We start from the raw sequence: 12,928 nt of genomic DNA on the forward strand, positions 1-12,928 counted from the left end.
ATGCAGCCCGGCAACCTTGTCGCCCCGATCATCGTCGCCATCGGCGTCATCATCGCGGCCGTCGCCTTCGCCATGGTCACGACGCTTCTGGAAACGGCCGACGGCGGCGCCGACCTGCGCCTGACCCGGCTTGAGGAAAGCTTCGCCGCCGAAGCCGCGCAGCGCGCCCGGCTCGAGGCCGAGATCGGCACGCTCAAGGCCGACCTCGCCCGGTTGCGCGACGAGATGAGCCTGATCGCCAACCGCGCTCCGGCGGCCCCGGCGGTGGAGGCGACCGCGCCCGTCGACGACGGGCTTTCCCTGCCCGAGGACGGCCAGCACCTGCCCGAGACCGAGGCGCTGACCGAACAGATGCGGGCCGCGCGGGAAAGGTTCAACAAGGGCGTCACCCAGCCGCGCAACAAGACCATGCTGGCGCTTCTGGGCCGCCCGCGCGAGGATCTGGGCTCCGATTGCCGGACGATCACCAACCCCCGGCTGAAGGACCTGGTCGAGACCCGGCAGATCGGCCCGGTCAAGGCCACCATGCTGAAGCCCGCCCTGGACAGCCTGGAGCGGATCCTCGCCCGGCTGAAGGAGGACGAGCCCGACATCGCGGCCAAGCTCGGCACGGCGGGATCGCTCTGCGTCCGGCTGATCCGCGGCTCGGCCAGCGCGGTCTCGAACCATTCCTTCGGCACGGCGATCGACATCACGCTCCAGGGCGAACTCGACCCCTTCGCCGATGGGACCATGCAGATCGGCCTGGTCATCCTGGCCGAGCATTTCAACGCCGAGGGCTGGTACTGGGGCGGCGGCTACAACCGCGAGGACGGGATGCATTTCGAGGTGGGCGAAGAAACGCTGCGCAAATGGGTCGAGGACGGGCTGATCCCGGCACAATGAGCGACCGGCCGGACCCTTCGCGCACGGTCCTGCCGCCCGGGAAACGGGCGATCCCGGAGCCGGAGCTTTATGAACAGGCGGCAGGGCCGGTCCTGCGCATGGCCGCGCAGCTGGCGACGATCCGGGGCCAGGACGCGCCCCTCCTTCTGCAGCGCGCGGCCGAGGCGCTGGACCGTTTCGACGCCGAGCTTCAGCGCGCCGGGGTGCCGCCCTCGACCGTGCTGCCCGCCCGCTATGCGCTTGGCCTGCTGCTTGACCGGGCGGCGCGGGCGAACCGCGCGGTGGACGTGGCGCTCTGGGGCGCGGGGGCGCACCGGCTGATCTTCGACGGGCGCGACCTTTCGGCGGCCTCGCTTCGCGACTTCATCCGCAAGGCCGCCGAGGCCGGCCCCGAATTCGCCGGAATCCGCATCTTCCTGGAACGCCGCCTCGCCACGCTGGACGGCAGCCGCACCCGCCTTGACCGCGACATGGGCGCGGGCTGGACCGGGATCACCCTGGTCCTGATCCTGGCCTTCGCGCTTCTGGTGGCGGGCTGGGCGGGCTTTGTCGAATGGCGCTTCCACCGCGACCTCACGCGGCTGTTCGATGCCGAGGCCCTGGCGATCGGCCTTGACCGCGAAGGGGTGATCCCCGACCTGCCGCAGCGCCTGACCCGGCTGGGCGGGGCGGCCGAGGGGGTGGCGCGGTCGGCCGCGAAGGCGCCGATCCGGCTGTTCGCCGGGCCCCTGGGCTTTGACGCCGCCGCCCATGCCGATGCGGTCCATGACGCGGCGGTGCAACGGCATCTGCCCGCCGCCCTGGTCCGCGCCATAGATGCCGCGCTTGCCGGCGAGGGGGAAAGCCTGCCGCTCTATGATACGCTCCGCGCCTGGGCGATACTCTCGGGGCAGGCCGACTGGTCGCCCGCCTATCTGGCCGGCTGGCTTTCCGACCGGGCCGGGGCGATGCCCGACCTGCAACCGCTGGTCCCGCATATCGGCCGCCTCAACCCGCCCGCCGGGCCGCTGCCGCAGCCCGATGCCGAGCTTCTGGACCAGGCCCGCGGCTTCGCGGCCGAGGCCACCGAAGCGGCGCGGGCCTTCCTGGAACTGCAACGCTCGCCGGGTGCGGCGGGGCTGGCCCCCTGGCGGCCCGATGCGGCGGTTCCGGGCCTGTCCATCGTCCTGCAACGACGCTCGGGCGGGGCGATGGACCGGCCGATCCCCGGCCTTTTCACCCAGGCGGGCTGGGACCATGCCCGCCGCACCGGCGCGGGCCTGGCCGTGCAGACCGCCCGGGCCGAGGCCGCGCGGCTGTTCGACACCGCTCCCGCCAGCACGAACGACGCGCCGGACCTTGTGCTGGACCTCCTCCAGCGCGAGACGCTTGCCCGCTGGAAGGCCTTCCTCGCCGACCTCCAGGTCCGCCCCTTCGCCGATCCCGATCAGGCGGTCCTGGTCTCCGGTCGCCTCTCTACCCGCGATTCGCCGCTGGCCGCGCTGTTCCCCGAGGTCTGGACCCAGGTCGGCGGCCGGGACCGGGCCCGCCCTCATGCCATGCAGCTGCGCATCGCCTCCGACTTCGCGGCGATGATCCAGTATTCCGAGGACGGAAGGATGGACGAGATCGCGGGCCTGTTCGCCGGCCTGAACGTGGCGCTTGGCGCGCTGGACCGGGACGAGCCGCGCGGCATCCAGCGGCTGATGTCGGCGCAGGCGCGGGGGACGACGCTGGCCGCCTTGCGCACCGCTCCGCCGATGCTGGTCCAGATCGTCGAGGACGTGCTGGTCCAGACCAGCGCCGCGCAGGCCGATCCGCTCTCGAACCCCCTGACGCGCGCCTGGCAGGCCGAGGTCCTGCCCCTGTGCAACAAGGTGACGACCGCCCGCTATCCCTTTGCCGAGGGCGCGGACGCCAGCCTTGCCGAGGTGGCCGCGCTTCTCGGCCCGGGCGGGGCGGTCGACCGCTTCTTCCGCAGCCGGGCCGAACCTTTCCTCGACACCACCGGCACGCCCTGGCGCTGGAAACCGGACGCGCGTTTCGCCGGGCTCGACCCGAAAAGCGCCGAATTCCTGCAACGCGCCCAGGCCATCGCGGCCGGCCTGACCGCGCAGGGGGCCGAACTGACGCTGGCCGCCCTGGCGGAACGCGGCAAGACCTTCGTCGCCATCGGCGGCGCGGGCGGGCCGGTGGAGACGGCGCTTGATCCCTTGACCCTGGCCTGGCCCGGCGCCGACCCGCAGGCCGGGGCCGAAGTGCGCTTTACCACCGCCGAGGGCGGCGCGACCCTGGCCCAGCCGGGCGAATGGGGGCTGTTCCGCCTTCTCGACGGCATCCGCCTGCGCGAACGCGACGGCGGCAAGCGTTTCCTGGTCGACCTGCGCTCGGGCGGGGCGCGGCTTTTCATGGAGGTCGGCTTCCAGGCCGAGGCCAATCCCCTGTCGCGCTGGCGGCTGCTGAAGGGTCTGGTCTGCCCCACCGCCCTCTGAACGCTTTTCGGCCCCGCGCGGCGCGATTTTCGGCTAGACTGTCCGCATTGCCCCGACCCGGTTTGACGATGCATTCGGACAGGAGAGATCAGCATGGCTGATGGTCGCAACATCACGGTCGGCACGGCCCTGGGCGACAGTCTGCTCTTCGCGCAGATGGAGGGCTTCGACGAGATCAGCCGGTGCTTCCGCTACGAGGTCGGGCTGGTGAGCAAGGACATCAACCTGAAGGCCGAGGACATCCTTGGCACGCCCGCCACGATCAGCCTCCGCACCGACAGCGCCAAGCGGCATTTCCACGGCATCGTCGCCGAATTCGCCTTTCACGACTATCGCGAGGACTATGCCCATTACCGCGCCGTGCTGCGGCCCTGGCTGTGGTTCCTGAGCCACCGCAGCGACAACCGGATCTTCCAGCAGAAAAGCGTGGTCGAGATCGTGGAGGAGGTGTTCAAGCCCCATGCCCATGTGAAGGTGGAAAAGCGGCTGAAACGGTCCTATCCGCCGCGCGAATATTGCGTGCAGTACCGCGAAAGCGACCTCGACTTCGTGCAGCGGCTGATGGAGCACGAGGGGATCTTCTACCACTTCGACCATGCCGAGGACGGGCACAGGCTGGTCCTGTCGGACGCCAATGCCAGCGTGAAGGATGCCGAGGGGTTCGAGACGATCAAGTTCCGCAATGAGGCGGGGAACGTGATCGGCCAGGACGACGTGATCACCTCGCTGCTGCCCCGCGCCTCGGTCCGGTCGGGGGCCTATGTCCATACCGATTATGACTTCACCAAACCTGCCACCGACCTGATGACCAAGTCCGACGCCCCCAAGGCGCACGAGGCGGCGAAGGGCGAGCTTTACCACTATCCCGGCGCCTACCTCGAGGTCGGCGCGGGCGAGCCGCTGGCCGCGATCCGGCTGGAGGAAGCCCAGGCGCCGCATGTGCGGGTCGAGGCGGCGGGGAACGTGCGGGGGCTCTGGTCCGGGGTCGGCTTCAAGCTGGAGGAGTTCGAGCGCGAGGCCGACAACGTGAGATACCTGGTGCTGCGGTCGGATTACGAGATGTGGGACGACCAGTACCGCGCCGGGATGCAGCGGCAGGGCGAAGGCTTCGGGGTTCACCTGAAACTTCAACCGCTTGCGCTGACCTTCCGCCCCGAGCGGCGGACGCCGAAGCCGCTGATGTCGGGCCCGCAGACGGCCGTCGTGGTGGGGCCTTCGGGCGAGGAGATCTTCACCGACGAATACTCCCGCGTGAAGGTGCAGTTCCACTGGGACCGGCTGGGCGGCAAGGACGAGAACTCCAGCTGCTTCGTCCGGGTCAGTTCGGTCTGGGCCGGGTCGGGCTGGGGGTTCATCCAGATCCCCCGGATCGGGCAGGAGGTGATCGTCGATTTCCTGGAAGGCGATCCCGACCAGCCGATCATCACCGGACGGGTCTACAACGCCGCGCAGATGCCGCCCTATGGCCTGCCGGGAAGCGCCACGCAATCGGGGTGGAAGTCCAATTCCTCGCCCGGCGGCGGGGGCTGGAACGAGATGCGCTTCGAGGACAAGAAGGGTTCGGAGGAGGTCTACTTCCAGGCCGAGAAGGACCATAACGAGCTGATAAAGAACAACGAATCCCGCACCATCGGCAACGACTTCGCCGAGGGCGTGGGCCATGACGCCAAGCAGGACATCGGCCATGACCGGACCGAGACGGTGGGCAACGACAAGGCGGTGACGGTGGGGCACGACCAGTCCACCAGCATCGGCAACAACGACACCGAGACGGTGGGGGTCGACCGGGCGCTGACGGTAGGGTCGAACGAGACGATCAGCGTGGGGAAAAACTCAAGTGAAACCATAGGTTTGAACCATAGCCAGACGGTCGCGGCGGCGCAGGCGATCACCGTCGGCGCGGCGCGGGTGGATACGGTCGGGGCCGCCGAGACGCGGGTGGTGGGGGCGGCGCAGAGCAATACGATCGGCGCCTCGCGCGATGTGACGGTGGGGGCGGGCCAGACGCATTCCATCGGGTCGGATGACGGCTGGACCATCGGCGGCAACCGGACGGTTACGGTCGGCGGCAACGAGTCGATGTCGGTGGCGGGAAACCAGAGCGAAAACGTCACGGGCGAGGTGGCGCTGAAGGTATCGAAGGGGCGGAAGACCGACATCACCGATGCGGAAATGGTCAATGTCGGCAAGGACATGGGGGTCAAGGTCGGCAAGAAGTTCGTGCTGGACGTGACCGACGAGATCACCCTGAAATGCGGCGATGCGCAGGTGACGATGAAGAAGGACGGGACCATCACCATCCAGGGCAAGGACATCAGCCTGGTGGCCTCGGGCAAGATCAACGCCAAGGCGGACGGGAACGTCACCATCAAGGGGGCGAAGATCAACCAGAACTGACATGGTTGAGGAGAGGTAAACGGGATTTCCGGGGCCGGTCCGCGGGGAATGCGGCAAGCCCTTGCGGGCGCTGGAATAACCGGGGTCCGGCGCCCCGCCGCTTTGGTCTGGCATGCGTCTGGCATCGGTCTGGCATCCGTCCCGACGCGGGGGCGGCCCTGGTGGTCATTACCATGTCTGGCGAATCGCCCGTGGGCTGCGGGCGGGTATTGAATCGAGCGCGTTCCGCGCGTGCCTTTCTCTCGCGGCTTCTCGTGAAGGACGAGAAGCCGCTCGGGCGGGCGGCCTCCGGCGGGAGTATTTGGAAAAAGAGCAAGTCAGAGGCGGGGAAGGAGAGCGGCGAGGGTCGCGGCCGGGTCGGACGCCTTGGTCGGCAGGGGCGGGTGGGCGAGGGTCCAGAGAAGGGGGGGGCCTTCGGGTGGCGGGCCGGGGTCGGGGGCTGGCAGGGTGTCGAGGGCGAGCCAGAGGTCGTCGGGGGTTTCGCGGGGAAGCGCGAGGGCGGCGTCGGACCAGCGGTCGATCTGCGCGGGGGTCAGCTCGCCCTCGGCGATGAGGAGGAGCGAGAGCGGGAAGCGCCGCCCGGCGCTGTCCCGGCTGGGCAGGATCACCCCGGCGGCGAGGCGGCCGCCGGAGGGCAGGCGGAAGCGCAGGCCACCGGGCGGAAAGGTCGCGCCGTCGCGCAGGAGGGGGGCGATGTGGCGGGTGAGCCAGGCATCCCAGTTCCGGCGGAAGGCATCGGGCAAGCCGCGCCAGACGAAATCGCCGGTGGCGGGAAGCTTGCCGAAGAAACCGGCCAGGGGGCGGCGCTCCTCTTCCGGGGTCAGAACTTCGTCGGGCATTTGAAGTTGCCGAACATCTTCAGGTCGAAGGGATTGTCGACCGAGGCGGCCCTGAGTTCGAAGGCGGCAGAGAAGCCGGAGAGGCCAAGGTTCAGCCGGAAGACCTCGGGCAGGTCGGTCGGGGCGAGGCTGCCCTTGCGGATCAGCCGCAGCCAGGCCCAGGAGCCGGTCTCGGAGGTCAGAAGCTCTCCGCTGCCGTCGGCGGGCTGGAACGACAGCGAGATCAGGTTGGTGCCGTCCGGTCCGGGCCAGGTCATCGGCATCGGGCGGGTGGCGGCGTTGAGGTAGGTCAGCACCTGGCCGTCGACGTTCAGGGTGACGCTGGCGGCGTTCGGGGTCAGGTCCTTCGCCTCCAGCGTGAAGGCCATCACCGGGCCGGAGCCGCCGGGGAAGAGCCCGTCGCGGATGGAACGCGCCCGCTCGAACGGGGCCAGGAGGGAGCCGTCGAGGCCGAAGTCGGCGCGCCAGGCCCAGGGTTTCACCGTGGTGTCGATGTAGGGCAGGAGATTGTCGGTGACGAACTTGTCGATCCGCGCGCCGGGGGCGAACAACTCGCGGAAATCGGCGACGTTGACGTCGATGGCGGAGGCGGCGTCGAAGGGATAGCGGCCCTCGGTCGCCTTGACGCAGAAGTCGTGGACATCGGCGCGCCAGCGGTCGTTGAGCTGGGAGATCACGGCGTCGCGGGTCACGGCGATGGTATCCCCGGCGATGCCGGCAACCCAGTCGTCCAGCGGGTCCGGGAGCGAGCGGGCGGCATTGGCGACGGCGCCGGTCAGTTCGGCCAGCCCGCCGCGGGCGAGGAGGGTCGCCTCGGGGTCGGGCGAATTCATCGCGCTGGCAAGCTCCTTGGCGAGGCCGTCGAGTTGCAGCCCGACGTCGTCGAGAAGCGGCGGGACGCCATCCACCTCCTCGATGGCGGCTTTCAGGGGGGCGAAATGCAGGGCGACGTCGCTGCCGGGCGGCGGGCCATCGGCAACCCCGCCGGTCGAGGTGGCAAGCTTGCTGCCCGCCTTCAGCAATTTGCCGACCTTGCCGAGCTTGGCGGTGGCCTTGGTGACCAGGCCCTCGGGGACGGCGGCTTCGTCCTCGGGGATGACGCGGGTCAGGTCGACCTCATCCACCACGGCGCGGACCAGGCGGCGGAGGGTGCTGTCGGGGCTGGCGAGGTCCTTCATGTTCGCGGTGGCGGTGGGCAGGTCGGCGATCGGGGCAAGGCGGATGTCGCGCAGGAAGCCGTTCCACTGGGCGATGAAATCGTCCTGGTAGAGTTTCAGGATGTCGGCCTCGAGCGTGGCGACCGAGGCGTCGGAGCTTTCGGCGCAACCGCCGGCGAAGACCTGCTGGTCCAGCGCGGCGGTGGCGGCGACCTCGGGGATCAGGGGCAGGACGGTGGTGTGGAAGCCCTGGTAGGTGAAGGCGCCGGGGAGGCCGACGCGGAGGGTCTTTTCCGAGATCCGGGTCAGGACGCGGGTGGCGTTGGGCCCGGCCTTTTCGGCCGGGATCCAGTCGGGGAGCGCGGTGACGGCGGGATCGGAGATCAGCGCCGCATAGGCGCGGGCGGCCAGCGGGATGGTGCAGATGGATTGCAGCGCCTGCTGGACGAGATCCTGGTCGGGGGCGATCTTCCGTTCCTCGGACCCCATGCGGTCGATGGCGGCAAGCTGGTGCTCCAGCGCGGCTTCGGTGGGGAAGGGGTCGGCGGGGGCGTTGAGGGGCAGCTGGTCCTGCCACCACTGCGCCGCGAACCCGCGGTCATAGGGGGCGAGGCCGGTCATCATGTAATAGACCTTGAGCGCGCCGAGCAGGTATTCCGGGTCGCGGATCTGGCGCCACATGGTGGCCTCCAGCAGGGCGACCATGCGGGGCTCCAGGATGTTGCGGAGCGAGCGGTCATAGGCGATGCGCTGCGCCTCGGCCAGTTCCGACCGTGCGGTGGGGCCGATCCAGGTGAGGGGCGAAGGCGGGACTTTGGTCGCGGCGGCCTTGACCTCGGTCACGCCGTCGAGGGCGAGTTCCAGGTCGAGCGGGTCGGTCGGGGCCTGGCGGGCGGCGACATTGGCGAGGCGGCCGGAGAGGTCGGCAAGGAGGCGCTCCTGGTCGTCGATGCCGCCGGAGTAGCGCAGGAAGGAGAAGAGGAAGAGGAGGCCGGCGATCAGGGTGATAAGGGACGCGCCCGCGATGGAGCCGCGCCAGAGCCATTTCCGGCGCTCCTCGGCGGCGGCGTCGAAGGTGCCGAGGCCGGCCTCGGGGAAGATGAGGTCGGTCAGCATGTTGCGCAGGAAATAGGACCGCTTCTCGCCGAAGGGGCGGCGGGAGGGGGTGTCGGCGTTCAGGCCGAGGGAGCCCGCGAGTTCGCCGACCAGCCGGTCGATGGGCGAGCCTTCCTGGGTGGCGGAGGTGAGATAGAAGCCGCGCAGCCAGGGGCTTTCCTCATAGCGGCTTTCGCCGAAGACGGTGTCGATGAGGAGCTTGAGCGGCGCCTCCAGGCGTTCGACCTGGGCGGGAAAGCGGAAGACCTCGGCGCGCTGGTCGAGGGGGACATCCTCGGCCATGCGGGTGGTGAGGCGGGTCTCCAGGTTGGCGAGCAGCGCCTTGACCTCGCGTTCGATCAGGGTGCGGTCGATGCGGGCGTCGGTGGGGAGCGTCGCGCCCCAGACCTGCTCGCGGTCCTTGGTGGGGAGCGTGCCGAAGAACGCCTCGAAGCCGGGGACCAGGTCGACCTTGGTCAGCATCAGGTAGACCGGGAGCTGGATCTGCAACCGCTCGCGCAGCTCGGCCAGGCGCTTGCGGATTTCCCGGCCATGGTCGCGGACGGCGGCCTCTCCGGCGAGGAGTTCCTTGAGGCTGAGGGTCAGGATCACGCCGTTCAGCGCCCGCTTGCCGCGGTGCTTCTTCAGCATGTCGAGGAAGCCAAGCCATTCGGCCGAGTCGATCTCGGGGTCGCTTTGCTGCTGGACATAGCGGCCGGCGGTGTCGACCAGCACGGCATCCTCGGTGAAGAACCAGTCGCAGTTGCGGGTGCCGCCGACGCCTTTCAGGTCGTCGGAGAGGTCGATGGGGAAATGCAGGCCGGACTGGCGCAGCGCGGTAGTCTTGCCAGAGCCGGGGGGGCCGATGATGACATACCAGGGCATGTCGCGGAGGAACTTCCTGCCGCCGAGCTTCGACCGCTTCATCTCGGTCAGGACCGAGGCGAACTTGGTGTTGATCTCGGCGACATTGGCCTCGCCCGGAAGCGCGGCCTTGGGCTTTTCGGGTGTCGCCAGTTCGGTCACGAAAAGCTGGTTCTTCTTCGCGGCCCGCAGTTGCGCAAGGAGGAGGGAGAAGAGCCAGAGGACCAGGATGACGGCGATGACGATCATCCGCACCAGATCATCGGCGAGCGGCACCATGTCGCCGACCGAAACCAGCGGGCCGAAGAGCCAGATCAGCGCGCAGAGGAGGAGGATGCCGATGAAGCCCCACAGCCGGCGGGAAAACAGGAAGCGGAAGATGGCTTTCAGGACTTTCATCTAGAGCTTCTTCTCGATCTTGATCTCGATGCGGCGGTTCTCGGCCCGGCCCTGTTTCGTGCCGTTGTCGCCCACGGGTTCGCTGTCGGCGCGGCCCTCGGCGGCGAGCAGGTCGGGCGGCACCCCGGCGGCGGCGAGAAGGTCGGCGATGGTCCTGGCGCGGGCCTCGGACAGGCCCTGGTTCGAGGCGAAGGGGTTCGAGGCCTGCACCGGCACGCTGTCGGTATGGCCGATCACCGTGACCTTGCCGATCACCTCGATATTCTCCTTGATGCAGTCGGCCAGCGCGGTGACGAGGGGGCCGTAGACCTGGTTGATGTCGGCCTTGGCGGAGCGGAAGACCTCGGGGTCGGAGCCGCGCAGGGTGAGGAAGGCGAGGGAGACGTCATCCTTGCCGGTCAGGGCGGCGGCGGTGTCGGCGGGGGCCTTGGCCAGGCAGGCGGGGACCAGTTCCAGCACCACGGGCTCGATCTTGATCTCGGGCGCGGCGGGTTCGGCGTTGGTGCGGACCGGGCGGAAGATCTCGGCCCGTTCGGGGGGCGGCAACAGGCGGGCGAGGGCGTAAAGCTGCGTCGCCTTGTTCGAGAGCTGGATGCCGAGGCCCACGTAAAGCGCGGTGATGACGGCCACGGCGGCAAGGCCGATGGTCCAGAGCGGCACGGCGAAACGGGGTTTTTCGTCGGGCGCGATCACGCCCTGCCAGTGCGGCGAGAGGGGGGCGGCCTCGGCCTCGGGGTTGCGGATCGTGCGCGCGATCGCCGCGCGCATGGCGAGAAGGGCGGCGTCGCCGGTGCGGCCCTCGACCCGGTATTTGCCGCGAAAGCCGAGGTTCAGGCAGTGGAAGCCCAGTTCCAGCAGCTCGGGGTCGCGGTTGGGGTGGCGGAGCAGTTCCTCCAGCCGGTCGAAGAACCGGGTCCCGGCGTCGACCTCGCCGGTCAGGCCGGTGACCAGCGGTTGCCGGGGCCAGCCGGAATGGCCGCCCCAGGGGGTGTTGAGCGCGATGTCGTCGATCAGGGCGGCGACGAACCAGGCGGCCTGGTTGGCGCGGGTCATCGGCACGCCCATGCCGACGGCGCTGTCGCGGGCGTCGATCAGGTTCTCCTGCAGGCGCAGGCGCAAGCCTTCGGCATTGGCGGGGGGAAGGGCGCGTTCCAGTTCGGGCGCGAGTTCCAGAAGCGGGGCGAAGGCGACGATCAGCGGGTTCGGATGCGCGCGGGCGAGGCGGGGCCTGGGGCCGCGGGCCGCCCCCTGACCGTAGTCCTGCGGCGGGGCGCCGAAGCCGCCGCCCTGTCCGCCGTAGCCCTGCCCGCCGTAGCCCTGCCCGCCGTAGCCTTGCGCCCCGTAGCCCTGGGTCGGTGCGGGACCGCCGCCGAAGGTCGGCTGCACCGGGGCGGTGGCCGGCGGGTTCGCCTTCACCGGCCGGATGCGGGTGCGCCCGGCGTCGTTGGAGAGGCCGAAGGGGTCGTCCTGGTCGCTCATCGGTTCACGGCGTAGCAGTCGATTTCGGGCTCCCGCTCCAGCGCGCCGGAGACGCCGATGACGAAGCCGGGCGCATCGGTGAGCTGGGCGAAATGTTCGGACCTCTGGTCGAGTTCGAGGCAGAGGCGTTCCCCGTCATAGGGAATCTCGCGCGGCTGGGAGTGCAGCGGTTTCAGCGGGATGCCGGGGAGGCGGGATTTCCACAGCTTTTCAAAGGCATCCGCCGCGCCGACCGTGGCCTGGGAGACGAAGATGCGGCGCAGGGATTCGTCCGACATGTCCGAGCCCACGCGCAGCACGATGCGGCTGGTCTTCAGGAGGTCGGGATTGTCGATGCGGACCTTCCAGATGTTCTGGGCGTGGCGGGCGACCTGAAGGGCGCGCGACTTTGGCTCGACATGGCGCAGGGACAGCATCAGCGAGCGCAGCGTGTCGGCGAGCGCGGCGAAGGCGGGCTGCGGATCGAGATGGTCATAGGGCGGCAGGTCGGAGAGGCGGCGGGACGAGGAGCCGTAGGTCGCCATCCGGCCCGCGAGGCCCGCCAGTTCCATGAACAGCTCGGACGGGTGGTGCAGGTTCTGCGCCAGCATATGCGCGACGCGGGGGCGGGCGGTGTTGGCGAGTTCGAGGAGCAGGAGGTTCTCGATCGACCGGCCCGCGCCGCCGAGGACCAGCTTGCCATGCGCCTCGGCGATGCGGTCGAGGCCGGTGACGACCTCTTGCGCCAGCCCCGCATACCAGGGCACGGCGGAGAGGCAGAGCGCGGGGGCGAGATAGCCGTCGGAGAGGGCGACGGAGCCTTCCGCCCGCAAGCCGTCGACGCGGGCGACGGGCAAAGCGACGTAGCCGGCGGTCTCCTCGCCCGGCAGGATCAGGCGGGCGGCAAGGCGGGCGACCTCCAGTTCCTCGGGCTCGGCCCCGCCGCGGACGGTGTCGCGGACGGTCTGGATCGTGCCGCGATAGCGCGAGCCGGCGGGCTCGGCATGGGCGGGGTCGATGGTGGCGGAGCCGGGGCGTTCGATCGGGATGGCAAGTGACACATGACCCGCCATGTCCGCCTTGATCGGGACCGGGGCGGGGGCGGACATGGTGTCAGGAATGGCGAAGGGGGTGCCGTCGGGGAAGATGCCGGAAGCTGACGCGATGGCGACGCGGCCGGCGTCCAGCGCGGGCTTGTCGAGGGTGAGCGAGCGGAACCCCCAGGCCTGCAGCGGCGCGGCCTGGAGCACGCCGCGCACCAGGCCTTCGGTATAGCGGTCCTGCTGTTGCAGGTGCTGCGTGCGCAGGAACAGCCCCTCGGACCAGACGACCTTGTTCTTGTCATTCATTCTTGCGTCCTGTT

7 protein-coding genes are annotated in these 12,928 nt (G+C 69.7%); 3 read left to right on the forward strand and 4 right to left on the reverse strand.

Annotated elements, in window-relative coordinates:
- The 3 genes from ACE3UA_RS09900 to ACE3UA_RS09910 all read left to right on the forward strand — a co-directional run bounded on the left by ACE3UA_RS09900 (nucleotide 1) and on the right by ACE3UA_RS09910 (nucleotide 5,753).
- Complete coding sequence (locus ACE3UA_RS09900; RefSeq protein WP_374644594.1) at nucleotides 1–885, forward strand: M15 family metallopeptidase; 885 nt, start codon at nucleotides 1–3, stop codon at nucleotides 883–885.
- Nucleotides 882–3,356, forward strand: coding sequence for an ImcF-related family protein (locus tag ACE3UA_RS09905; protein WP_374644596.1), 2,475 nt, complete (start codon nucleotides 882–884; stop codon nucleotides 3,354–3,356). Before ACE3UA_RS09900 ends, ACE3UA_RS09905 begins: the two co-directional genes overlap by 4 nt.
- 93 nt (nucleotides 3,357–3,449) lie before the next feature.
- The gene (locus ACE3UA_RS09910; RefSeq protein WP_374644598.1) at nucleotides 3,450–5,753 is read left to right on the forward strand and encodes a type VI secretion system Vgr family protein; all 2,304 of its coding nucleotides are present in this window, start codon (nucleotides 3,450–3,452) and stop codon (nucleotides 5,751–5,753) included.
- Nucleotides 5,754–6,070: 317 nt separating this feature from the next.
- Here the strand turns inward: ACE3UA_RS09910 and tagF are convergent, their stop codons facing one another.
- The 4 genes from tagF to tssK are packed head-to-tail and all read right to left on the reverse strand — an operon-like array spanning nucleotide 6,071 to nucleotide 12,914.
- Nucleotides 6,071–6,592 (reverse strand): type VI secretion system-associated protein TagF, encoded by a 522-nt coding sequence (gene tagF, locus ACE3UA_RS09915; protein WP_374644600.1) that lies wholly within the window; start codon nucleotides 6,590–6,592, stop codon nucleotides 6,071–6,073.
- On the reverse strand, nucleotides 6,574–10,107 hold the full coding sequence (gene tssM, locus ACE3UA_RS09920) for a type VI secretion system membrane subunit TssM (protein ID WP_374644602.1): 3,534 nt from the start codon (nucleotides 10,105–10,107) through the stop codon (nucleotides 6,574–6,576). Before tssM ends, tagF begins: the two co-directional genes overlap by 19 nt.
- Nucleotides 10,108–11,586, reverse strand: coding sequence for a type IVB secretion system protein IcmH/DotU (gene icmH, locus ACE3UA_RS09925; protein ID WP_374644604.1), 1,479 nt, complete (start codon nucleotides 11,584–11,586; stop codon nucleotides 10,108–10,110).
- On the reverse strand, nucleotides 11,583–12,914 hold the full coding sequence (gene tssK, locus ACE3UA_RS09930) for a type VI secretion system baseplate subunit TssK (protein ID WP_374644606.1): 1,332 nt from the start codon (nucleotides 12,912–12,914) through the stop codon (nucleotides 11,583–11,585). Before tssK ends, icmH begins: the two co-directional genes overlap by 4 nt.
- Nucleotides 12,915–12,928 lie beyond the last annotated feature (14 nt).

This window comes from Tabrizicola sp. (genome assembly GCF_041919135.1).
Lineage (GTDB): Bacteria > Pseudomonadota > Alphaproteobacteria > Rhodobacterales > Rhodobacteraceae > Tabrizicola.

What these genes read in the sequence shown, in the direction of transcription:
- tagF (WP_374644600.1), bottom strand. Translation starts at nt 6,592, where the DNA reads ATGCCCGACGAAGTTCTGACCCCGGAAGAGGAGCGCCGCCCCCTGGCC.
- ACE3UA_RS09905 (WP_374644596.1), top strand. Translation starts at nt 882, where the DNA reads ATGAGCGACCGGCCGGACCCTTCGCGCACGGTCCTGCCGCCCGGGAAA.
- tssM (WP_374644602.1), bottom strand. Translation starts at nt 10,107, where the DNA reads ATGAAAGTCCTGAAAGCCATCTTCCGCTTCCTGTTTTCCCGCCGGCTG.
- tssK (WP_374644606.1), bottom strand. Translation starts at nt 12,914, where the DNA reads ATGAATGACAAGAACAAGGTCGTCTGGTCCGAGGGGCTGTTCCTGCGC.
- ACE3UA_RS09910 (WP_374644598.1), top strand. Translation starts at nt 3,450, where the DNA reads ATGGCTGATGGTCGCAACATCACGGTCGGCACGGCCCTGGGCGACAGT.
- ACE3UA_RS09900 (WP_374644594.1), top strand. Translation starts at nt 1, where the DNA reads ATGCAGCCCGGCAACCTTGTCGCCCCGATCATCGTCGCCATCGGCGTC.
- icmH (WP_374644604.1), bottom strand. Translation starts at nt 11,586, where the DNA reads ATGAGCGACCAGGACGACCCCTTCGGCCTCTCCAACGACGCCGGGCGC.